This is a genomic window from Mesorhizobium loti, assembly GCF_003148495.1.
GTDB lineage: Bacteria > Pseudomonadota > Alphaproteobacteria > Rhizobiales > Rhizobiaceae > Mesorhizobium > Mesorhizobium loti.
The window spans coordinates 203,455-226,067 of sequence record NZ_QGGH01000005.1; the positions used below are offsets into that span (position 1 = coordinate 203,455).

20 protein-coding genes are annotated in these 22,613 nt (G+C 64.5%); 11 read left to right on the top strand and 9 right to left on the bottom strand.

Features of this window, described 5'->3' with window-relative positions:
• The first annotated feature begins 147 nt into the window (after positions 1 to 147).
• Genes C8D77_RS20770 through C8D77_RS20785 form a run of 4 tightly spaced genes read left to right on the top strand, consistent with a single transcriptional unit; the run spans position 148 to position 3,441 of the window.
• The gene (locus C8D77_RS20770; RefSeq protein WP_109667201.1) at positions 148 to 1,029 is read left to right on the top strand and encodes a branched-chain amino acid ABC transporter permease; all 882 of its coding nucleotides are present in this window, start codon (positions 148 to 150) and stop codon (positions 1,027 to 1,029) included.
• The gene (locus C8D77_RS20775) at positions 1,026 to 1,988 is read left to right on the top strand and encodes a branched-chain amino acid ABC transporter permease (RefSeq protein ID WP_109667204.1); all 963 of its coding nucleotides are present in this window, start codon (positions 1,026 to 1,028) and stop codon (positions 1,986 to 1,988) included. Before C8D77_RS20770 ends, C8D77_RS20775 begins: the two co-directional genes overlap by 4 nt.
• Positions 1,985 to 2,710 (top strand): ABC transporter ATP-binding protein, encoded by a 726-nt coding sequence (locus tag C8D77_RS20780; RefSeq protein ID WP_109667755.1) that lies wholly within the window; start codon positions 1,985 to 1,987, stop codon positions 2,708 to 2,710. Before C8D77_RS20775 ends, C8D77_RS20780 begins: the two co-directional genes overlap by 4 nt.
• Positions 2,707 to 3,441, top strand: coding sequence for an ABC transporter ATP-binding protein (locus C8D77_RS20785; protein WP_109667207.1), 735 nt, complete (start codon positions 2,707 to 2,709; stop codon positions 3,439 to 3,441). Before C8D77_RS20780 ends, C8D77_RS20785 begins: the two co-directional genes overlap by 4 nt.
• Here C8D77_RS20785 and C8D77_RS20790 read toward each other — a convergent pair whose 3' ends face one another.
• Positions 3,442 to 4,836 (bottom strand): sodium:proton antiporter, encoded by a 1,395-nt coding sequence (locus C8D77_RS20790; protein WP_170136784.1) that lies wholly within the window; start codon positions 4,834 to 4,836, stop codon positions 3,442 to 3,444.
• A 206-nt stretch (positions 4,837 to 5,042) separates the two neighbouring features.
• Positions 5,043 to 5,657 (bottom strand): bifunctional nicotinamidase/pyrazinamidase, encoded by a 615-nt coding sequence (gene pncA, locus C8D77_RS20795; protein WP_109667757.1) that lies wholly within the window; start codon positions 5,655 to 5,657, stop codon positions 5,043 to 5,045.
• 246 nt (positions 5,658 to 5,903) lie between these two features.
• On the opposite strand from pncA, the gene C8D77_RS20800 reads away from it, so the two are divergent.
• From C8D77_RS20800 to C8D77_RS20825, 6 genes are read left to right on the top strand one after another with little or no spacing between them, the layout of a single operon-like run.
• The gene (locus C8D77_RS20800) at positions 5,904 to 6,761 is read left to right on the top strand and encodes an FAD binding domain-containing protein (protein WP_109667213.1); all 858 of its coding nucleotides are present in this window, start codon (positions 5,904 to 5,906) and stop codon (positions 6,759 to 6,761) included.
• Complete coding sequence (locus tag C8D77_RS20805) at positions 6,758 to 9,592, top strand: molybdopterin-dependent oxidoreductase (RefSeq protein ID WP_109667216.1); 2,835 nt, start codon at positions 6,758 to 6,760, stop codon at positions 9,590 to 9,592. The genes C8D77_RS20800 and C8D77_RS20805 overlap by 4 nt, the downstream gene beginning before the upstream one ends.
• Positions 9,589 to 11,130, top strand: coding sequence for a 6-hydroxynicotinate reductase (locus tag C8D77_RS20810; protein ID WP_109667219.1), 1,542 nt, complete (start codon positions 9,589 to 9,591; stop codon positions 11,128 to 11,130). Before C8D77_RS20805 ends, C8D77_RS20810 begins: the two co-directional genes overlap by 4 nt.
• Positions 11,130 to 12,014, top strand: coding sequence for a UPF0280 family protein (locus C8D77_RS20815; protein WP_109667760.1), 885 nt, complete (start codon positions 11,130 to 11,132; stop codon positions 12,012 to 12,014). Before C8D77_RS20810 ends, C8D77_RS20815 begins: the two co-directional genes overlap by 1 nt.
• Positions 12,007 to 12,591, top strand: a complete 585-nt coding sequence (locus tag C8D77_RS20820; RefSeq protein WP_109667222.1) for an amino acid synthesis family protein — start codon at positions 12,007 to 12,009, stop codon at positions 12,589 to 12,591. The genes C8D77_RS20815 and C8D77_RS20820 overlap by 8 nt, the downstream gene beginning before the upstream one ends.
• Positions 12,588 to 13,049: a MarR family winged helix-turn-helix transcriptional regulator gene (locus C8D77_RS20825; protein WP_109667225.1), complete on the top strand. Its 462-nt coding sequence runs from the start codon at positions 12,588 to 12,590 to the stop codon at positions 13,047 to 13,049. Before C8D77_RS20820 ends, C8D77_RS20825 begins: the two co-directional genes overlap by 4 nt.
• Positions 13,050 to 13,094: 45 nt before the next feature.
• On the opposite strand, the gene C8D77_RS20830 is transcribed toward C8D77_RS20825, so the two are convergent.
• The 3 genes from C8D77_RS20830 to C8D77_RS20840 are packed head-to-tail and all read right to left on the bottom strand — an operon-like array spanning position 13,095 to position 16,955.
• A complete protein-coding gene (locus tag C8D77_RS20830; protein ID WP_109667227.1) occupies positions 13,095 to 14,063 on the bottom strand; it encodes a substrate-binding domain-containing protein in 969 nt (322 codons plus the stop codon).
• A complete protein-coding gene (locus C8D77_RS20835) occupies positions 14,050 to 15,375 on the bottom strand; it encodes an ABC transporter permease (RefSeq protein WP_109667230.1) in 1,326 nt (441 codons plus the stop codon). Before C8D77_RS20835 ends, C8D77_RS20830 begins: the two co-directional genes overlap by 14 nt.
• Positions 15,372 to 16,955 carry a sugar ABC transporter ATP-binding protein gene (locus C8D77_RS20840; protein ID WP_109667762.1) on the bottom strand — a complete coding sequence of 528 codons (1,584 nt, stop codon included), beginning with the start codon at positions 16,953 to 16,955 and terminating at the stop codon, positions 15,372 to 15,374. The genes C8D77_RS20835 and C8D77_RS20840 overlap by 4 nt, the downstream gene beginning before the upstream one ends.
• A gap of 220 nt (positions 16,956 to 17,175) precedes the next feature.
• On the opposite strand from C8D77_RS20840, the gene C8D77_RS20845 reads away from it, so the two are divergent.
• Complete coding sequence (locus C8D77_RS20845; RefSeq protein ID WP_109667232.1) at positions 17,176 to 18,195, top strand: LacI family DNA-binding transcriptional regulator; 1,020 nt, start codon at positions 17,176 to 17,178, stop codon at positions 18,193 to 18,195.
• A 20-nt stretch (positions 18,196 to 18,215) separates the two neighbouring features.
• On the opposite strand, the gene C8D77_RS20850 is transcribed toward C8D77_RS20845, so the two are convergent.
• The 4 genes from C8D77_RS20850 to C8D77_RS20865 all read right to left on the bottom strand — a co-directional run bounded on the left by C8D77_RS20850 (position 18,216) and on the right by C8D77_RS20865 (position 22,514).
• Positions 18,216 to 19,010 carry an inositol monophosphatase family protein gene (locus C8D77_RS20850; RefSeq protein WP_109667234.1) on the bottom strand — a complete coding sequence of 265 codons (795 nt, stop codon included), beginning with the start codon at positions 19,008 to 19,010 and terminating at the stop codon, positions 18,216 to 18,218.
• 88 nt (positions 19,011 to 19,098) lie between these two features.
• Positions 19,099 to 20,100 (bottom strand): LLM class flavin-dependent oxidoreductase, encoded by a 1,002-nt coding sequence (locus C8D77_RS20855; RefSeq protein WP_109667236.1) that lies wholly within the window; start codon positions 20,098 to 20,100, stop codon positions 19,099 to 19,101.
• Positions 20,101 to 20,168: 68 nt separating this feature from the next.
• Positions 20,169 to 21,338: an AI-2E family transporter gene (locus C8D77_RS20860; protein ID WP_109667239.1), complete on the bottom strand. Its 1,170-nt coding sequence runs from the start codon at positions 21,336 to 21,338 to the stop codon at positions 20,169 to 20,171.
• 114 nt (positions 21,339 to 21,452) lie between these two features.
• Positions 21,453 to 22,514 (bottom strand): LLM class flavin-dependent oxidoreductase, encoded by a 1,062-nt coding sequence (locus tag C8D77_RS20865; protein ID WP_109667241.1) that lies wholly within the window; start codon positions 22,512 to 22,514, stop codon positions 21,453 to 21,455.
• Between the last annotated feature and the right edge of the window lie 99 nt (positions 22,515 to 22,613).

Below are 22,613 nucleotides of genomic sequence, written 5' to 3' on the forward strand. Positions count from 1 at the left end.
CCCCTTGTGGGGAGGGTCGGCGAATAGGCTTCGCATTTTTGCGAAGCCTATGAGACGGGGTGGGGGTCGCGACGGCCCATGCCCCACCCCCCACCCGACCGCTTCGCGGTCACCCTCCCCACGAGGGGGAGGGTAAGGGCGCCCTGAATGCACTTCGGTCCCCATCTCCTCCTCGCGGCCCTCGAAGGCCTCGTCACCTCAGCGGTGCTGGCGCTGACGGCGCTTGGGCTGTCGCTGGTGTTCGGCGTCATGCGGGTGGTCAATGTCGCGCATGGCGAGTTCTTCATGCTCGGCGCCGTGCTCGCCTGGGCGATCACCACGGCGATCGGCGGCCATCCGGCGCTCGGCTTCCTGGCGGCGCTGGTGATTGCGCCGTTGATCGTCGGCGCCATTGCGCTGGTCGCCGAGCGGCTGGTGCTGCGCCGGCTCAACTACAATCCGGAAGCCACCATCGTCGCCACGATCGGCATGCTCTACATCATCCAGCAGCTGGCGCTGACCTTCTACGGTCCGGAGGCGCGGCCGGTGGAGCCGCCGTTCAGCTACCGCATCCTTTTGCCGTGGTTCGGTTACTCCGGCTACAAACTGTCTGTTATCGCCGCTTCGGCGCTACTGCTGATCGCGACATGGCTGGTGCTGACGCGCACCAGGATCGGTCTCATCATGCGCGCCACGCAGTATGACAGCGAGACGGCGCAGGCCTTCGGCATCCCCGTCGGCCGTGTCTATGGCGGCGTCTTCGCGCTCGGCGCAATGCTGGCGGCCATTGCCGCAGTGCTGATCGTGCCGATCAGCCAGGCGCATTATCTGATGGGGCAGGACCCGCTGCTGCTCTCCTTCATCGTCGTCATCATCGGCGGCCTCGGCTCGCTGCGCGGCACGGTCGTCGCCGCCGTGCTGATCGGCCTGTCGGACGGCATCATCTCGATGTTCTTCTCGCCGACTTTGGCCAAGATCATCGCCACGCTGCTCGTTGCCATGGTGCTGGTGTTCCGCCCGCAAGGCCTGTTCGGGACGGCATCGCGATGAGCGAAGCTTCGCCGGCAAAGGCCTATACCCTGCATCTCGGCGTCATCGCGCTGCTCTTCGTGCTGAGCTTCCTGCTGCCGGAGTATTATCACGGCCTGCTTGCCCGCATCATGGTGCTGGCGGTTTTTGCCATGGGCTACAACATGCTGTTCGGCTATGTCGGCCTGCTCAGCCTCGGCCACGCCATGTTCTTCGCCGCCGGGCTCTATGGTGCTGGCCTTGCCGTCATCCAGCTTGGCTGGAGCGTCCCTCTGGCCTTCCTCGGCGGAGTTGCCTGCGGCGCTGTCCTGGCGCTGGTGATCGGCCTGCTGGCGCTGCGCACCACGGGTGTCGCCTTCATGATCGTCACCATGATGTTCGCCCAGGTCTTTTACCTGCTCATCCTCTATTTTGCGACGTGGACCGGCGGCGACCAGGGCATGGTCGTGCCGCAGCCAGCGCGGGTGCTCAGCCTCGGCGCGACATCGCTCGAGCTCACCAATCCAACCGTGCGTTACATGACGGCGCTGGGGCTGTTTTCGATCGTGCTGCTCATCACATCAGCCATCGTCCGCTCCAGATATGGCCGCGTGCTAGTCGCCATCCGCGAGAACGAGGAGCGGACGAAGATGCTCGGCTATGATACCTTCTCCAACAAGCTCGCCGCCGTCGTTGTCTCCGGCACCATCTGCGCGGCCTCGGGCGCCGCCTATGCGCTGCTGTTCGGCTATGTCGGATCGAGCTTCGCTTCGGTGCAGTATTCGATCCTGCCGCTGCTCTGGGTGCTGCTCGGGGGTGCTGCCACAACGCTTGGGCCGCTGATCGGCACGCTGTTCATGTACTATGTCATCGACATCACCAGCGGCTACACCTCGGCCTATCTGCTGATCGTCGGCATCGCGCTCATCCTTTTGGTGCTGTTCTTCCCCAAAGGCATTCTGGGCAGCATCCGCCAGCGCTGGCTTGGGTGGCTGCCATGATGCCGCTTTTGACCACCAAGGGCCTGTCGCGGAACTTCGGTGGCCTGCGTGCTGTCGACGGCGTCGACTTCGCCCTGATGCCGGGAGAGATCCGCGCCGTCATCGGCCCCAACGGGGCGGGAAAAACCACCTTCGTCAGCCTGGTCAGCGGCCGCATCCAGCCGTCATCGGGGATGATCGTCTTTGACGGTGCCGACATCACCGGCCTGCCGGCCTATATCCGGGTGCGCCAGGGCATCGCCTACACGTTCCAGATCACCAGCGTCTTTGCCAATCTCTCCGCCTACGACAATGTCGCGCTGCCGGTGCAGCGGACCTTGAGCGATGGCCGTTCGAAGGGTGCAGTGCGGACAGGTGTGATGGCGGCTCTCGAACGCACCGGCCTGGCCGATCGTGCCCACATGCCGGCCGGGCAATTGTCCTACGGCCATCAACGCCTGCTGGAAGTGGCGATGGGCCTGGCGCTGAAGCCGCGCTTGTTGATCCTCGACGAGCCGACGCAAGGCCTGGCCGACAGCGAGATCGACAATTTCATCACCCTGGTGCGCGAGATCGCCAAGAACGCCACCGTGCTTTTGATCGAGCACAACATGCCGGTCGTCATGCAACTGGCCGACCGCATCACTGTCTTCAATGCCGGCAAGATTCTCGCCGAAGACACGCCCGAAGCGATCCGCGAGAACGCGGCGGTGCAGGAAGCCTATCTGGGGACCGCCCCATGACCGAAACAAGCCAGGCCGGGGCGAAGTCTCAAGCACTGACCATTTCGGGGCTGGACTGTTTCTATGGCGAGGTCCAGGTGCTTTATGGGCTCGACCTGGTGCTGAACAAAGGCGAGGTGCTGTGCCTGTTCGGCCGCAATGGCGCCGGCAAGACGACGACGCTCAAAGCCATAATGGGGCTGGTTCCCTCAAGCGCCGGCTCGATCAAACTGGCTGGCCAAGAGTTGACCGGGCTGCTGGCGCACGAGGTGCCCAAGGCAGGCGTCGCCTATGTGCCGCAAGGCAGGCGGCTGTTCGCTGAAATGACGGTGGCGGAGAACATCGAGATCGGCCTGATGGCGCGAGGCAAGGGCAAGGCGACGCGGGAGGCCGTGCTCGATCTCTTCCCGCTGCTGCGCCAGCGGCTCAGGCAACGCTCCGGTACGCTGTCCGGCGGCGAACAGCAGATGCTGGCGATGGCGCGTGCACTCTGCCTCGAGCCGCAGGTGCTGTTGCTGGACGAGCCGACCGAAGGGCTGATGCCGTCGATGATCGCCAAGATCCGCGAGACGGTGTCGAAGCTGCGCGGCATGGGGGTGTCGACCATTTTGGTCGAGCAGCGTGTCGATGCGGTGCTTTCGGTCGCCGATCGGGTTTGTTTCATCGAAAATGGCCGCAACCGAGAAACGGTCGATGTCGAGGAGCTGCGCGCCGACCCGTCGGCGGTTCGCCGTTATGTCGGCGTGGGCTGATCACCCAAAGAACAGAAAGCCCGCAACCAGAAATATCGGGATCAGCACCAGGCCCGACCATGCCATATAGCCGAAAAAGCCCGGCATCTTCACGCCGCGATGCCGGGCGATGGCGTAGACCATGAAGTTCGGTGCATTGCCGATATAGGTGTTGGCGCCCATGAACACCGCGCCCCCCGAGATCGCGGCAAGCGTCGAAGCGAATTCCGTCATCAGATGCCTTGGGTCGCCGCCGGCAAGCTCGAAGAACACGAGATAGGTCGGCGCATTGTCGAGGAAGGATGACAGCGCACCGGTCAGCCAGAAATAGGCGATATCGTTGGGCGCGCCCGAGGGCGAAGTGACGAGGGCGACCAATGGCGCCAGCGCGCCATCATGTCCGGCCCTTAGGATGGCGATGACCGGCACGATGCAGATGAAGATGCCGGCAAACAATTTCGCCACCTCCGATATCGGACCCCAGTTGAAGCCGTTGGCTTCCCGGTGGCTCTTGTAGGAGAGGGGAAGCGACAGCAGGGCCAGCGCCAGGATGATGGCGTCGCGCACCAGATTCTGCAGTTCGAGACTGACGCCGAACACGGAAAAGCTCACGCCCGGCTTCCAGGCCGCCGACAGCAGGATGGCGCCGATCACACCCGCCAGCAGCGGAAGGTTGGCCAAGCCGCGCAAACGCACCGTCTTGTCCGGCGTCGGATCCTTGATCTTCGGCGCGCCAGCCTCGCGCCGATGCAGGATGATGTCGATGCCTAAGAAGACGGCCAGCACGACGACGACAACGAACAGCGTCTCGCGCCAGAGGTTCGTCGTCGTCCAGAAGAAGTCGACGCCGCGCAGGAAGCCGACGAACAGCGGCGGATCGCCAAGCGGCGTCAGCGAGCCGCCGATGTTGGACACCAGGAAAATGAAGAAGATCACGACATGGGCGTTGAACGGCCTGTTATCGTTGGCGCGCAGGATCGGCCGGATCAGGATCATCGAGGCGCCGGTCGTGCCGATGACCGAGGCGAGAATAGCGCCGACCAGCAGCAGCCCGGCATTGACCAGCGGCGTGCCGTGGATGTTGCCGGAAAGCAGGATGCCGCCTGAAATCGTATAGAGCGCAAACAGCAGGACGATGAACGACATGTATTCGGTGAGCAGCGCATGCAGCACAGCTTCGGTCGCCGAGGGGATGCCGAAGGCAAGCGCCAGCGGCACGATCACCAGCGCCGCCCACAGGGCCGTGATCTTGCCGTAGTGGTGTTCCCAGACATGGTGGAACAGCAGCGGACCGGTGGCGATCGACAACAGCAGCCCGGCGAAGGGCAGCGCCCACCACAGCGACATCACAGCACCGGGCAGACCGTGGTCTTCGGCGGCAAAGGCCTGTGCCGGAAGCAGGGTGGCGAGAGCCATAACGCATGCCGCCCGCAGGGGGATCAGATATGAAAAAGGCCCCCTCATCCGGCCGCTACGCGGCCACCTTCTCCCCGAGGGGAGAAGAGACTTGGCGCCGATGCTCGCCATCTCCTCTCCCCTCGGGGAGAGGTCGGATTGCCCCGAATTGCTCTTCGCAATTCGGTTGGAAATCCGGGTGAGGGGGTTCTGTCTCAAGGGCCGGTTCAATCCGACAAATGGTCTTCGAGCGTCACGCCGGCGTCGCGCATGCGCTGCAGCATGGCTTCGAGCGAACCGTTGAGATCGATGCCACGGCAGGCATCGAGCCGGACCGTGGTTTTGAAGCCCTGGCTGACTGCGTCCAGCGCTGAGAAGCCGACGCAGAAATCGGTCGCCAGGCCGACCAGGGTCAGCGTGTCGATGCCACGCTCCCGGAGGTAGCCTGCAAGGCCGGTCTGCGTCGTGCGGTCATTCTCGAAGAAGGCCGAATAGCTGTCGATATCAGGCCGAAACCCCTTGCGGATGACGAGCTCGGCCTTGGTCCAGGCGAGGCCGGAATGGAAATCCGAGCCGAGGCTGCCCTGGATGCAATGGTCCGGCCACAGCGTCTGCTGGCCATAGGGCATTTCGATCATCGTGAAGGGCTGCGCGCCCGGATGACTGGAGGCAAAGCTGGAATGACCGGCGGGATGCCAGTCCTGCGTCAGCACGACATGGTCGGTTCGCCGGATCAGGTCGTTGACCAGCGGCACGATCTCGTCGCCGCCGGCAACCGCCAGCGCGCCGCCCGGACAAAAGTCGTTCTGCAGGTCGATGACAACAAGCGCTTCGTCGGCCATGCGGCTTCCTTCTCTCTGTCTCGATGCCGCTGCCGCGACCGGAGGCAGAAACTTGACCAGATGGCCGGCCGCGTCAACCTCTGGCGACATAACAAATGCGTGCCGGCCGAGCCGGCGCAAACTCCGGCTTTGACAATTCCTGCCGTCTTGATATCATTTGCATACGAATGAATTTTCCGGCGCTGATGCCGGCAGAGTCTTTCGAAACACCGGTTTCTGGAAGACCTCTTTTCTGGAAGGCAAAGCGTGATCCGTTACGCGAAACCCACCTCGGTCGACGAAGCGCTCGCTTTGCTTGGCGAGGGCGCCTGGCGCATCCTTGCCGGCGGCACCGACTTCTATCCGGCACAGGGCAGCAAACCCTTCCGCGACAATGTTCTCGATATCAACGGTCTGGCTTCGCTGCGCGGCATTGCCGAAACGGACGACCACTTCGTCATCGGCGCGCGCACGACCTGGACCGACATTATCCGCCATCGCTTGCCGCCGGCCTTCAACGCGCTGAAACAGGCGGCGCGAGAGGTCGGCTCGGCGCAGATCCAGAACGTCGCCTCGGTCGCCGGCAATCTCTGCAACGCGTCGCCTGCCGCCGACGGCGTGCCGGGCCTGCTCGTCCTCGATGCCGAGGTCGAGCTGCGCTCCGTGGCAGCCACGCGGCATCTGCGGCTGCAGGACTTCATTCTTGGCAACCGCCGCACGGCGCTGCTGCCCGGTGAGATGGTGACGGCCATCCGCGTGCCGAAGCCCAGCGGCACGTCGGCTTTCGTCAAGCTCGGCGCCCGGCGCTACCTCGTCATTTCCATCGCCATGGTGGCGGCGCGTCTGGTCGTCGACAACAGCACTGTCGCCGAAGCGGCGGTCGCCGCCGGCTCCTGTTCGGTGGTGGCCAAGCGGCTGGCCGGTGTCGAAGCCGCGCTGCGCGGACTGCCGGTGGACGGCGGACTTGCCGACGCGATCCTGGCCGCGCCGATGAGCGAACTGTCACCCATCGCCGACGTACGCGGCAGCGCCGAATACCGGCTCGATGCGGTGCGCGAGATTGTCGCCCGCGCCGTGCTTGCGGCTGTGGGGCGAACGACTGGCGACGAGGTGGCGGCGGCATGAGCCAAGTTCAGCCTGATATGCGTGAAGCCCTGCCCGGTCCGGGCGCCGTTCGGCCTGCTCTCGGCCCAGAACGAGCCGACATCGCCTTCGAGGTCAATGGCGCCGCCATCTCCGTCAACGTACCGCCGCTGCGCCGACTGTCCTTGGTGCTACGCGATGAATTGCTGCTGACCGGCACCAAGGTCGGCTGCGATGCCGGTGATTGCGGCGCTTGCACGGTGCTGGTCGACGGCGATCCCGTCTGCGCTTGCCTGATGCCGGCTGCATCCGTCGCCGGGGCGTCGGTGACGACGGTCGAAGGCCTCGCCAATGGCCGGCTGTCGGCGCTGCAGGCCTCGTTCCTTGCCCATGGCGCGGCGCAATGCGGCATCTGCACGCCGGCGCTGCTGGTCGCGGCAACCGCATTGCTGGACAAGCAGCCCCGCCCTACCGAGGCGGAGGTGCAGGATGCGCTGGGCGGTATTCTCTGCCGCTGCACCGGCTACCGGAAGATCATCGCGGCGGTGATGGATGCCTCCCTGCAGGCAGCAAGCCTCGATTTCCGCTTGCCTCAATCCGGCCATGCGATCGGTTCCTCGCCCATCAGGCTCGACGGCGTGCAGAAGGTCACCGGGGCTGAGAAATTCGGCGGCGATTCCTTCCCCGCCGATGCGCTGGCCGTGCTGGTGGTCCGCTCGCCGCATTATCACGCCAGCTTCGCCTTCGGCGACCTCAACGGCTGGGCGAAGGCGCATCCCGGCATCGCCGGTGTCTTCACAGCCGCCGACATTCCGGGGAAGAACTGTTTCGGCGCTATCGGTCCGTTCGCCGACCAGCCGGCACTGGCCGAAGGGTTTTCGCGGCTTCGTGGCGAGGCGGTGGCGCTGGTTGCCGGCGAACGCGAGGCGATCCTCGATCTCGATTTGTCGGATTTTCCGATCCGCTGGAGCGAACTGCCGCATTTTCTGCAGCCTGCCGAAGCGCAGGCCGAGGGTGCTGCGCTGATGCATGACAACCGGCCGGCAAACCTGCTCACCTCCGGCCTGGTCGAACGCGGCGACCCGGAAGCGGCGCTTGCCGACGCGGCGTTCACCGTGTCCGGCGCCATCGACACCTCCTATGTCGAGCACGCCTATATCGAGCCGGAAGCCGGCTATGCCTATCTGGACGGCGACACGCTGGTCGTCGTCGCCTGCACCCAGGCACCCTATATGGACCGCGACGAGACGGCGAAGGTGCTCGGCCTTGCCGTCGACAAGGTGCGCATCGTGCCGACCGCGACCGGCGGTGGCTTCGGCTCCAAGCTCGACGTTTCGCTGCAGCCGCTGATCGGCCTTGTGGCGCTGAAGACGGGGCGACCGGCGGCACTTGCCTACACCCGCACCGAATCGATGATTTCGACCACCAAGCGCCATCCAGCCGTGATGAAAGCGACCATCGGCGCCGATGCCGATGGCCTTGTCACCGGGATGATCTTCTCAGGCGATTTCAACACCGGCGCCTATGCAAGCTGGGGGCCGACCGTCGCCAACCGCGTGCCGGTGCATGCGTCCGGCCCCTATGCGACGCCGAACTACCATGCCGAGGGCCGCGCCATTCACACCCATGGGCCGATCTCAGGCGCCTTCCGTGGCTTCGGCGTGCCGCAGGCGACGATCATGCAGGAGACGCTCTATGATGAGCTGGCCGGCAAGCTCGGCATGGACCGACTCGATTTTCGCTTGAAGAACTGCCTTCGGAACGGTTCCGAAACGGTTACCGGGCAACGGCTGGACTCCGGCGTCGGCATTGCCGAATGCCTCGAATCGCTACGCCCGCATTGGGTGCGCGCGACGGCTGATGCGGATGCGTTCAACAGTGCCAACAGGGATAGAAAGCGCGGCGTTGGCGTCGCGTCGTGCTGGTATGGCTGCGGCAACACCTCGCTGCCCAACCCGTCGACCATCCTGGTCGGCATTGCGGCTGACGGCACGGTCATCCTGCACCAGGGCGCGGTCGATATCGGCCAGGGTTCCAACACGGTCATCACCCAGATCTGCGCCGACGCGCTCGGCCTGCCGCTGGAGAAATTCCAGCTGAAGAGCGCAGATACGGCGATCACCCCCGACGCCGGCAAGACATCGGCCTCACGCCAGACTTTCGTGACCGGCAAGGCCGCCGAAAAGGCCGGCCGTGCCTTGCGCGAAAAGATCCTGCGCTTTGCCAATGTTTCCGGAAACGCAGCCCTGCAACTCGACGGCCAGGCGATCGTCATCCGCGAAGGCGAAGCCACGCGCCGTATCGATCTCGCCTCGCTCGACGTGGATGCCGAAGGCTTCGTCTTCCGCGCCCAGGAGACCTACGATCCGCCGACGCTGCCGCTCGATGCCAAGGGCCAGGGCAAACCCTACGCCGTCTACGGCTTCGGCGCGCAGATCGCCGAACTTGAGGTCGACCTCAAGCTCGGCACGGTCAAGCTGATCAAGATCACCGCCGCGCACGATGTCGGCAAGGCGATCAACCCGCTGCTGGTCGAAGGCCAGATCGAGGGCGGCATCGCACAAGGCATCGGTATGGCGCTGATGGAGGAGTACATCCCCGGCCGTACCGAGAATTTGCACGACTATCTGATCCCGACCATTGGCGACGTGCCGCCGATCGAAACCATCCTGATCGAGGTTCCCGATCCGGAAGGCCCATTCGGCGCCAAGGGGCTGGGCGAACATGTGCTGATCCCAACGGCGCCGGCGATCCTCAACGCCATCCGCCACGCCACCGGTGTTCTCATCACCAAGGTTCCGGCGACGCCGACGCGGATCCGTGCTGGCATCCGTGAAAAAGATGGCATCCGCGAAAAGGAGGCACGCCGATGAGCGAGCTTGCCGAGCGCTTCGAAACGCATGATCCCGGCGAGAAGCTGGTGGCGGAAAAGATCCGCTGCGATGCCTGTCCGGTCATGTGCTACATCGCCGATGGCCGCACCGGCGCCTGCGACCGCTACGGCAATGTCGGCGGCAGGATCGTGCGGATGGACCCGCTGACCATCCTCGACCATGCGGCTGAGACCGGCGCGGCAATCGTGCCCTTCGTCGCCGAGGGCGAGGCCTGGGATGGCGAACTGGTCAACACCGGGCGCCGCTTCGTCACGGCAATAGGCGCCGGCACCACCTATCCCGACTACAAGCCCGCCCCTTTCATCGTCAGCCAGGAGGTCGAAGGCGTCGATCTCGTCACCGTCGTCACGGAAGGCATTTTTTCGTACTGCGGCGTCAAGGTGAAGATCGATACCGACCGGCATATCGGACCCGAGACGGCCATTGTGCGATCGCAGGGCGAGGCAATCGGCCATGTCACGACGGGCGAATATGGCTCGCAGATGCTGTCGCTGGGCGGCGTGCATCATTTGACCGGCGGCTCGAAGGCCGAAGGCCGCGCGACCTGCGACGCGCTGCTCAATCTGTGCAACCGCAAGCCGGTGGAATTGGCCATAGACGGCGGCGCCACCATAACAGTCGAAGCCGGCAAACCGCCTGTCATCGACGGCAAGCAGGAACACCGCATGCGTGTCGGCTGCGGCTCGGCAACCATCGGCATGTTCGCCACACAATGGCGCGGCCTTGTCGACGAGGTGGTGGTGGTCGACGACCACATCACCGGCGTCGTTTCGGAGCATCAGGCCGGCAAGGTGCTGGGCTGGCAGGATACCGGGATAAAGATCATCGGCCGCCGTTCGACGCCGGGCCGCTATTTCAAGGTCTCCGAGCCCGGCCTCGGCTGGGGCGGCACCAGCATTTCAGACCCGCTGTCGATCCTCGGCGAATGGAATGCCAAGAAAGGCGCGCGCCCCGGCCTGTCGCTGCTGATGGTTTCGACCACCGGCGAGCAGTTCGCCTATTACGAGCTCGATGATGAACTGAAGCCGGTGCAGAAGCCGTTTCCCGAACGGCTGCAGAAATCGGTCGGCCTGATCGAGGACAATTGCGAGCCGGCGCTCTGCACCGTGCTGTTCATCGGCGGCGCCGGCGGTTCATTGCGCGCCGGCGTCACCGAAAACCCGGTCAATCTCACCCGTTCCGTGCAGGGCCTGACCACCTATGTGACGGTCGGCGGCGCGCCGGTCTATGTCTGGCCGGGCGGCGGCATCACGCTGATGGTCGATGTCACCAGGGTGCCGGAAGGGGCCTTCGGCTATGTGCCGACCCCCGCACTTGTGGCGCCGATCGAATTCACGCTCCGCCGCGACGACTACATCAGGCTCGGCGGCTACGAGGCCGAGATCCGCAGCGTCGATGATATCGTTGCCAAGGGTGGCGAATATTTCAATTCGCGACGCGGCACCGGTGCCGCGGTCAGCAATCCATGGCCGCCACTGGCGCAATTGCGCCGCGCTGCGTCGAACGAGACCGGATGATGCAAGGCCCGCAAACGCATTGGCTGCAGGACGGCAAGCGGCTGCATCTCAACCACGGGCCGATCGACCTGATCGTCGAGGTTTTTGGCGAAGCGGATGAGTGTCGCGCCGCTTACGCGCAAGCTGTCGCGCGCTTTCAGACGATCCTGATGGAGTTGGTCGAGGAGCTCCCCGAATTGCGGCTCCCGGCGTTTTTCCTGGCGCCCCGCACCTTCGCAGGCCCGACGGCGCGCCGCATGGAAGCAGCCGTCATACCCTTGGCGGAATGTTTCATTACACCGATGGCCGCCGTCGCCGGATCGGTAGCCGACGAAATGCTCGCCGCATTGCTTGCCGGCCGCAAGCTCGATCGCGCCTATGTCAACAATGGCGGCGACTGCGCAATCCATATCGGCAAGGGCCAGTCGATGGGCTTGGCGATCGCTGGCACCGGCAACGACATGGCCGACCGGATCACGATCCGCGCGGAAGATGGCGTTCGCGGCGTCGCCACCAGCGGTTGGCGAGGCCGCTCCTTCTCACTTGGCATTGCAGACGCCGTCACCGTGCTGGCGCGGACTGGCGCCGAGGCCGATGCGGCGGCGACGCTCATTGCCAACGCGGTGGACCTGCCCGGCAATCCGGCCATCAAGCGCATTCCCGCACACGAACTGTCGCCCGACAGCGATCTCGGCGCGCGCCTGGTGACACATGGCGTCGGCACGCTTGCACTTGGCGAAGTGGCGCGGGCGCTGGACAACGGCCTTGCCGTCGCCGAAGATTTTCGCCGGCGCGGCCTGATTGCCGGATCGGCGCTGTTTCTTGGCGGTGAGATCCGCATCAGTGGCTCGGTTGCGCTTGCCGCGCCCAACAAAAGTTCGAGGGAGGAAGTTGCCCATGCCTGAGTTTCCGATCCGCAAGATCGCGGTGCTGACCGAAGAGATCTTCCATGAGGGCGGGCCGGTGGCCAAGATGCCGCGCCGCCGCGCCGCCGCCATGGCGCTGGTCAAGAACCCGTTCGCCGGGCGCTATGTCGAGGATTTGCAGAGCGCCATGGACGATTTGAAGCCGCTTGGCCTGTTGCTCGCCGACCGGCTGATCGCGGCACTCGGCGGCGACGTCAAGCAGATCGACGGCTACGGCAAGGGCGCCATTGTCGGCACGGCGGGTGAGCTGGAGCACGGTGCACTCTGGCATGTGCCCGGCGGCTACGCCATGCGCGAACGGCTCGGCGACGCCAAGGCGATCGTGCCGTCGGCGAAGAAGGTTGGAGCTTTCGGTTCAAAGCTCGACGTGCCGCTCGGCCACATCAACGCCGCCTATGTGCGCAGCCATTTCGATGCCATGGAAGTCGGCATCAGCGATGGCCCGCGCCCCGACGAGATCCTGTTCTGCCTCGCCATGACCTGTGGCCCGCGCGTGCACGACCGCATGGGTGGCTTGGCCGCCGGGGATATCAAGGCCTGGGACGGGCTGCGGTGAGCACCGAGGACAATCTGCTGAAGCTGGTCGAGGTCGAGACGCCGGACGACCAGGATTACCTCTTGCAGGAGCAGGTCGGCTTCATCCTGCGCAAGGCGCATCAGCGCCATGTCTCGATCTTTGCCGCGCATATCGGCGATCTGACGCCGCCGCAATTCGCCGCACTCGCCAAGCTGCGCGATGTCGGCGAGACCTCGCAGAACCAGCTCGGCACGCTGATCGCCATGGACGCGGCGACGGTGAAGGGCGTCATCGACCGGCTGAAGGCGCGCGGCCTGGTCGAGCTTTCCAAGCACGAGGTCGACAAAAGGCGGCTGCTGGTCAATCTGACCGCGGAGGGGCGCGACGCCATCGAGCGCCTGATCCCGCTGGCCCGCGAAATCACCCAGGAGACGCTGGCGCCGCTCTCGGCCAAGGAGATCGCCACCTTCATGAAATTGCTGGCCAAGCTGGCTTAGGTCGATCTGCCGGGCGCCAAAAAGCACCCGGCAGGACGTTTTGGCTCAGAGGCCGTTGTCCTTCAGCACCTTGGCTGCATTTTCCTTGGTGATCTTCTCGGTCGGCAGAGTGATGGTCTTTTCGACCTTCTCGCCGTTGAGGAACTTGATCGCCTGGCGCAGGCCTTCGGCGCCGGGGGTGACATAGGTGAAGGTGGCCGTCAGCTCGCCCTTGTTCACCATTTGCACGCCCTCGTTGGGCAGACCGTCGATGCCGATGAACTTGATGTCCTTCTCGCGGCCGACATCCTTGGCGGCGAGATAGGCGCCGTAGGCCATCGGGTCGTTGTGGCCATAAACGAGATCGATCTTCTCGTTGCTCTTCAGCGCGTTGGCCATCAGATTATAGGCTTGGTCCTGCTTCCAGTCGCCCGATTGCTGGTCGAGCAGATATTTGATGCCCGGCTCCTTGTCGGTGAACTCGTGGAAGCCGTCATGGCGGTCATGCGCCGGCTGGGTGCCCATGCCGCCCCAGATCTCGACGACATTGCCCGCAGCCTTGCCCTTGCCGCCTAGCAGCTCGACGGCATATTCGCCGGCCGCGCGGCCTATCAGCGCGTTGTCGCCGCCGACGAACTGGGTGTAGTCCTTGGTGTCGACATTGCGGTCGAGCACGAAGACCGGAATCTTGGCGTCGATCGCCTGCTGCACGACGCCGGTCAGGCCGGCGGATTCCTTCGGTGATACCAGCAGTGCGTCGACCTCCTGACGGATCAGGTTCTCGACATCGGCGACCTGCTTTTCGGTCTTGTCCTCGCCGTCGGTGATGATCAGTTCGACCTCGGGATGCTTGGCGGCTTCAGCCAGGATGTCCTTGTTGAACTGCGCGCGCCAGGGCTCGATGGTCGTCACCTGCGAGAAGCCGATCTTCCACTTCTTGTCCTGGGCATAGGCATTGCCGGTGGTCATGAGCGCGGTGGTGGTCAGCAGTGCCGCGGTCATGGCGGCAAGCTTCAGCATGTCACGTCGTTTCATTCTTGTTTCCTCCGAGATTGAGAGACGGTGTCTCTTGCGACGGCCGCTTTGCCGCGGTCGTTTCCTTGTGCGCCGCTTGCCCGCCGGGCAGGCGCAGATAGGCCAGGAGATCACCGGCATTGCGCTCCTGCACGAGCACGGTGCCGATGATGATCATCCCCTTCAACACCAGTTGAAGGTTCGAATTGATGTTGTGGAGCTGCAGGATGTTGGAGAGCAGGCCGAAGATCAGCACGCCGCAGAACGTGCCGGTGAGGCTACCGCGCCCACCCATCAGGCTGGTGCCGCCGATGACGACGGCGGCGATGGCATCCAGTTCCAGCCCGGCGCCGGCATCCGGCTTGCCTTGCCTATACTGCGCGACATAGAGCACGGCGGCGATACCGGCGAGCAGTCCGGAGATGGCATAGGTGGCGATCTTGACGCGACCGGCGGCGATGCCGGAGAGCCGCGCCGCTTCCTCATTGCCGCCGATGGCATAGACATAGCGGCCGAACGGCGTGAAGCGCAGCACCGCGCCATAGATCAGGATGGCGCCGAGGAAGAACAGACCCGGCATCGGGATGACGCCGAACACCAGCTCGCGCAGGATCTCGAAATCGGCGGTGGCGTTCGAGCCGGTATAGACCGGCAGCACCGCATTGTTCTGGCCGGCGGTCAGCCGGGCGATGCCGAGCGCCGTCACCATCATCGCCAGGGTGACGATGAAGGGCTGCAGCCGTCCGGCAACGATGATGAAGCCGTTGAGCGCGCCAAACAGCAAGCCGACGCACGGCGCCACCAGCAGCACGCCAAGCACGCCGAATTTCGACCCGATCTGCGGCAGCAGGTACCACAGGGACAGGCAGCACAGGACCACGCCGACGACGGCGGGCGTGACCAGGCCGCGAATGCCGTCCAACCTGATGTCGCGGACGAGATCGGCGCCGGCTCGGGATTTTGCGAGGTTCTGGAAGATGAAGCGGGTGACGACGAAGCCGAGGCAAAGTGCCACCAGTGCGACGGTCGGCACGCCCAGCACGACGCCCGGCGTCACGCCAGGAACCGTCAGCAGCATGGCGCAGACCACCGAGCAGATGGCCATCAGCGAGCCGACGGAGAGATCGATGCCGCCGGTGATGATGACAGCCGTCATGCCGGTGGCGATCAGCCCGGTGGTCGACACCTGGCGCAGCACGTCGAGCAGATTGCCGTAGGAGAGGAAGATGTTGTTGCCCTTCGAACTCATCGGCGAGCCCAGCACGCCGATCAGGAAGATGGCGATCAGGCCCCAATAGAGCTTGGTCCGGGACAGGAGTTTCAGGGCAGTCATGCGGCTGGTCTCGATATGGTTCGGCGCGGTGCGGCGAGGCGCATGATGGCCTCCTCGCTGGCCGCGTCGCGGGAAAGGATGCCTGTCTGGCGGCCGTCGGCCATCACCAGGATGCGGTCGGAGAGATGCAAAAGCTCCGGCAGTTCCGAGCTGATGACGGCGATGGCAAGGCCGTCGCGCGCCAGCTTGAAGATCAGGTCGTAGATCTCGCGCTTGGCGCCGACATCGATGCCGCGCGTCGGCTCGTCCAGCAACAGCACCCTCGGCCTGGTCGCCAGCCACTTGCCGATGACGACCTTCTGCTGGTTGCCGCCGGACAGCGTGCCGGCGGGCTGGTCGATGTCCTGGCAGCGGATGCCGAGCGCCTTGACCGCCTGCCGCGCCAATCCCTGTTCGCCGGCCAGCGAGCGGATGCCGAAGCGCGCCAGCGATCCGACCAGCGGCAGCGCGACATTGTCCGTGATCGATGCCTGCAGATGCAGGCCTTGCGTCTTGCGGTCCTCGGTGACCAGCGCAATGCCCAACCGCCTTGCATCGCGGGGCGAACGGATATCCACGGGTCGGCCGTCGACCTGGATTTCGCCACCGGTACGACCATCGCTCGAGCCGAAGATCGCTTCCAGGATCTCGGTGCGGCCCGAACCCAGCAGCCCGCCAATGCCGAGGATTTCTCCGGCGGCAAGATCGAAGCCGACGCCGTCGATCACCGTGCGCCAGCCATGCGCATCGGGCTTCGACAGCGACAGGTTTTCGACCGAAAGCACGATCTTGCCGCCGGAGTGGCGCTCTTCCTGGGAGGAAGCGAGCAGGTTTCGTCCGACCATCGCCGAAATGATCGCGTCTTCGTCGAGCCTGGCCATCGGCTCGGTCAGCACATGGCGCCCGTCGCGAAACACGGTGACGCGGCTGGCCAGATGCATGACCTCGTCGATGCGGTGCGAGATGTAGACGATGGCGACACCGCTGTCGGCAAGCTGGCGGATGATGCGGAACAGCCGCTGGCATTCGGCTGGCGACAGCGCCGAGGTCGGCTCATCCATGATCAGGATGCGTGCCGACATCGACAAAGCCTTGGCGATCTCAACCAGCTGCTGTTCGCCGACGCGCAAGGCGCCGACGCGGGCTTGCGGATCGAGTTCGATGCCGAGCCGCTGCAACAAAGCACCCGCCGCGCGGCTGCTCGCCTTGCGGTCGACGATCAGGCCCGCGATCAGCTTCTCGCGGCCGAGGAAGATGTTGTCGGCGACGCTGAGTTCGGGCACCAGGTTGAGCTCCTGGTGAATGATGGCGATGCCGGCATCCTCGGCGTCACGCACGCCGGCGAAGCTGACGGGGCGGCCATCGACGCTAACCGTGCCTTCATAGCCGGTGTAGACGCCGGAGAGTATCTTCATCAGCGTCGATTTGCCGGCGCCGTTCTCGCCCATCAAGGCATGAACCTCGCCGCGTCGCAGCTCGAAGCCGACATCGACCAGGGCGGCGATGCCGCCGAAGCTCTTGGAGACGCGCTCGGCGCTCAGAACGGTGTCTGACCGATCCGCCGCACCGTGCTCCGGGGAAAGGGAACTCGCGTGTTCCATGACAATGGCGGCCTCCCTTCCGTCGTCGTCAACTTCCCGCAAACGCTAATCTAAACGTTTCGATCGTGTCAAGCCGATATCCGGTGACGGAAGTTTGATGCATTTCGATTCTTGCTAAAAAAGGTGGTATTCCGTAGGTATTGGCAGCAAGGGGTAACGAAACGTTTCGAAAATGACAGCGTCAGGGCGAAAAAAGCAGCGTAGATCCACCGCACCCACAATGCTTCATGTGGCCGAGGCGGCGCGTGTCTCGGTCGCCACCGTGTCGGCGTTGATCAACGGCACGGCGACGGTCAGTCCGGAACTCAGCCAGCGCATCGAACAGGCGATCCGCGATATCGGCTACAAGCGCAATGCGATCGCCCGCAGCCTGAAGATGGGCACGACCCGCACCATCGGGCTGACCGTGCCGCACATCACCAACCCGTTCTTCACAGATGTCGTCTCGGTCATCCAGCAGGCCTTCGACCGGGCCGGCTATGCCGTCATGCTGTGCTGCACGGACGAGGATTTGAACACCCAGGACGACCAGATCCGGCTGCTGCTCGACCGCATGGTCGACGGGCTGATCGTGGCGCGCGTCGGCGACGGCGCGATCCTCAAGGGGATCGTCGACGACGCCAATGTGCCGGTCGTGCTGCTCGACCGCATCTGCGAGGGCGTCGACACCGATACAGTGGTGCTCGACAACCAGCGCGCGGTGTTCGACGCCATCACCTACCTGATCAACCTCGGCCATCGGCGCATTGGCTACATCACCGGCACATCGGATATTTCGCCGATGCATGACCGCATGGCGGGATACCGCGAGGCGCTGCACGCCGCCGGGCTGCCGATCGCGGAGGAGCTGATCCGCTTCGGCAATTTCCACGAGATCGACGGCTATAACGCCACCATGCAGATGCTTTCCTCGCACGATCGGCCAAGCGCGATTTTTTCCGCCAACAACCCGATGGTGATCGGCACCATGAAGGCGATCCGCGACATCGGCCTGTCCTGCCCGGAGGATATTTCGGTTGCCTGCTTCGACGACTTTCCATGGTCCGACGTGTTCCAGCCGCAACTGACCACGGTGGCGCAACCGGTGCAGGCGATCGGCGAACAGGCGGCCAATCTGCTTCTCGACCGTCTCGCCGGCAACAGGGACGCGCCGCCGCGCAAGCTGGTGCTCAAGGGCCGGCTGATGATCCGCAATTCATGCCGCCCGCTGGGAGCGATGGCACAGAGTGTGAGCGCATAGCGCCCACTTCGTCGGCGGAGTCAGAGCCCAAACGCCTCCGAACAAAGCTCCTGCAGTTTCGGAAAGACGCCTTTGCCACCCGTGATGACCAGCGTGCCCTTCTGCAGCACCGTCTTCGGATCGGGTTTCGCGACGGTGCCGCCGGCTTCCTCGACCAGAAGCATGCCGGCCAGGCAGTCCCAGGCGTTCATGTGCTCTTCGACATAGCCAAGCAGCCGGCCGGCGGCGACATAGGCGAGCATCAGCGCGCCGGACGCATTGCGGAAGAAAACGCCGCCTTGCACCATAAGCGTGCGGATCAGCACGGCGATATTTTCGGTGTCGGCGCGGTTTGAAAATCCGGTTCCGACGGACCCTTCCTTGATGCTGGTCGCAGCACTGGTCCTGATCGGCCGGCCGTTGACGAAGGCGCCGCCGCCCAGCCTGCCGTGAAACGTCTCGCCGGTCGACGGCTCATGGATGACGCCAACCACGGCCTCCCCGTCCCTGGTGCAGGCGATCACCACGCACCAGGCCGGAATGCCGCGCACGAAATTGGCGGTGCCGTCGATCGGGTCGATGACCCAGACATAGCCAGTCTGGCCGGCAACCGAGGCATGTTCCTCGCCGACGATGCCATCTTGCGGATAATCAGCGGCGATTGCGGCGCGGATGAACAGTTCGACCTCGCGGTCGCCGTCCGAGACCAGGTCCTGATGGCCCTTGCTCTCGATGGTCAGGTTTTCCAGGTCGCGAAAATATTTCAGGCCGAGTTCGCCTGCCCGCCGGGCCAGATCGATGGCAAATTGCATGCGGGCGTCATGGTCATCGTTCATGGGGGCGCTCGATCTTGCGGAAGGGTGGCCTGCCTTTAGCAGAGGCGGACCGCACCTTCCAAGCCAAGAGTATCTCGTACCAGGACTGTCAGGCCGCTTGCGACAGCGATTTATGGGCCTCGGCGAGGATCTCGAACGACCGCACCCGCGCTGCATGGTCTGATATCTGCGCGGTGACCATCAGCTCGTCGGCGCCGGTGCGGCGCACGAAGGCATCGATGCCTTGCCTGACCGTTTCCGGGGAGCCGACGACAGCGCAGGACAGCGCCTGGTCGAGCATGGTCTTTGCCATCGGATCGAGATCGCGGTCATAGTTCTCGACAGGTGGCGGCAGCCGGCCGGCCCGGCCCGTGCGCAGATTGACAAAAGCCTGCTGCAACGAGGTGAACAACAAACGTGCCTCGGCGTCGGATGGCGCGGCAAAGACGTTGAGGCCGAGCATGACATGCGGCTTGTCGAGCTGCTCGGACGGCTGGAAGCGCGAGCGGTAGATGTCCAGCGCGTGATCCAGCTCCGCCGGCGCGAAATGCGAGGCGAAGGCGTAGGGCAGGCCGAGCATGGCGGCGAGCTGCGCACCGTAGAGGCTGGAGCCGAGGATCCAGACCGGCACGTTCTGGCCTTCGCCGGGCACGGCGCGGATGCGCTGGCCTTCCTCGGCCGGCTGGAAATAGCCCATCAGCTCGACGACATCCTGCGGGAAATTGTCGACGCCGGCCTCGAGGTTGCGGCGCAAGGCACGGGCCGTGCCCATATCGGTGCCGGGCGCCCGGCCGATGCCGAGATCGATACGGCCCGGATGCAAGGCGGCCAGCGTGCCGAACTGCTCGGCAATGACCAGCGGCGCATGGTTGGGCAGCATGATGCCGCCGGCACCGACGCGAATGGTCTTCGTGCCACCGGCGACATGGGCGATGACGACAGCGGTTGCCGCACTGGCGATCCCCGGCATGTTGTGATGCTCGGCCAGCCAGTAGCGCTTGTAGCCCAGCCGCTCGGCATGGCGGGCAAGATCGAGCGAGTTGGCCAGCGACTGCGAGGCATCGCTGCCTTCGATGATCGGCGACAGATCGAGAACGGAAAGGTCGGTCATGAACGGTATCCTGTGTCAGGACCGCATGTAGGAAGCGCCCGGCGACGCCGCAAATTCAAAAATATTGATCAACCTTTCGCGGGTTCGGTGTCGGCGTTGTCGTCCTCCTCGACGACGGTCGTCTGCTGCGCGGCGAGAAAATTGCCGACATGGCTCAGCCCATCGAAATGATCGCAGAACACCTTGATGACGACCAGGAGAGGCACCGCCATCAGCGCGCCGACGAAGCCCCATAGCCATGACCAGAAGGCGATGGCGATGAAGATCGCCACGGCGTTGATCTCGAGGCGCCGGCCGACCACCATCGGCGTCACGAACTGGCCTTCGACGATGTCACACAACAGCACGAAGGCCGGCGCCAGCAGTGCGTAGGCGATTGTGTCGAAGCTGATCAGCGCCATGATCGTGACAAGCACGATGGTGATCAGCGCTCCGACATAGGGCAGGAAGTTGAGCAATGCCGCGGCCACGCCCCAGACCAGCGGGTTGGGCATGCCTAGTGCCCACAGGCCAAGGCCGATGACGGCGCCGAGACCGGCATTGATGATGGTGACGGTGAGCAGATAGTGCGAGATTTCGCGCTCGACGTCATAGACGACGCGTAGCGCCCGCTTCTTTTCGCTGAGACGGGCGAAGGACTGGATGATCTTTTCATAGAACATCGTGCCGGACGCGAGCAGGAACAGCGACAGCACGAAGATGATGGTGAGGCTTGTTCCCGCCGACAGGATGTTGCTGGCCGCCGCCGACATGATGCCGGACTGCGCCACCGCCACCTTCTGGATGCCCGGCTCCTGCGAGGTCTCGGTCAGCTGTTCGACCTGATGCGAGATCTGCATGATCTTCTCGAACGGTTGCCGCAATTGCGCCAGCCGTTCGGTGAGTTGCTGGCCGATCGACGAGGTGTTGTTGATGAGGTCGATGATCGGGCTGCTGAGCAGGTAACCGGCGCTGGCAAAGATGCAGATCGACAACAGCACCAGAAGGCTCGCGGAAATCACTTCGGGGATACCGTGCTTGCGCAGGAGCCGAACGATGGGCGTCAGCGTCAGAGCCAGCAGGAAAGCCAGGATGACCGGCATGAAGAAGGCGCGGGCAAAGTAGAGCGCGTAGATGGCCATGAACAGGAAGATGCCGATCAGCAGTGAACGCATCAGATGCGTGTCGGCACGAGCCGCGACGCGCGCGTCGTCAACCTCGGCAACGCCTGCGCTCAAAGCGGCGGGTTCGGCTTTCATCACGGTCCCTCAACGGCGCACCGCAATTGGTGCCATCCGTCGGTGGAAAACGCTGACGTGGCTTCAAGGTTCCTTTAGCCGGCAAGGCCTGCGCCCGTAGGCCTTGCCATTGGCTCAGGCGACGGGCGCAGCCAGTGCCGGTGCGGCCTTGGACGTTTCCTTGCGTACGATCGGCGCCACCCTGGTGCCGTAGAGTTCGATCGCCTTCATGATCTTGGCATGCGGCATGGTGCCGATCGCCATCTGCAGCAGGAAGCGGTCATTGCCGAAGATCTTCTGCTGAGCAACGATCTTCTCGGCCACCTGCTCGGGGCTGCCGACGAACAAGGCGCCATCAGGACCACGCGACTGGTCGAAATGCGCCCGCGATGTCGGTCCCCAGCCGCGCTCGCGGCCGATGCGGTTCATCACTTCCGCCTGCGGGCCGTAAAAATCGTCGGCCGCCTGCTCGGTCGTTTCGGCGATGAAGCCGTGCACGTTGATGCTGGTGGCAAGGCCCGCCGGATCGCTGCCGGCGCGCTTGGCGGCCTCACGGTAGAGATCGAACAGCGGCGCGAAGCGCGCCGGCTCGCCGCCGATGATCGCGAGCGCCAGCGGCAGGCCAAGGGCACCCGCGCGCGCCGCCGATTGTGGCGTGCCGCCAATGGCGATCCACACCGGCAGCCTGTCCTGGAAGGGCCGGGGATAAACGCCGCGATCATTGATCGGCGTACGCAGATTGCCAGACCAGGTGACCTTCACGCTATCGCGGATGGCAAGCAGCAGATCGAGCTTTTCGGCGAACAGCTCGTCATAGTCCTCGAGGTTGTAGCCGAACAGCGGGAAGGATTCGATGAACGAGCCGCGCCCGGCCATGATCTCGGCGCGGCCGCCCGACAGAAGGTCGAGCGTGGCAAATTGCTGGAAGACGCGCACCGGGTCATCGGAAGACAGAACGGTGACCGCGCTGGTCAGCTTGATACGCTTCGAGCGCTCGGCGGCCGCGGCCAGGGCCACGACCGGTGCCGAGGCGGCATAATCGGGCCGGTGATGCTCGCCGAGGCCGAAGACGTCGAGGCCGACCTGGTCGGCCAGTTCGACCTCCTCGATCAGGTTGCGCAGCCGCTCATGCGGGCCGATGGCGCCGGGACCCGGCTGCGGGCTGACGTCGGCGAAGGTGTAGAGACCGAGTTCCATTGATGTCATCCTGATGTTGGGTTTTGTGGCTAGAGGTAGCGACCGACCCGCCTCGCCGCCAGAGGGGCGGACGGTGAACAGTGCATGTCGGTTTAGGCC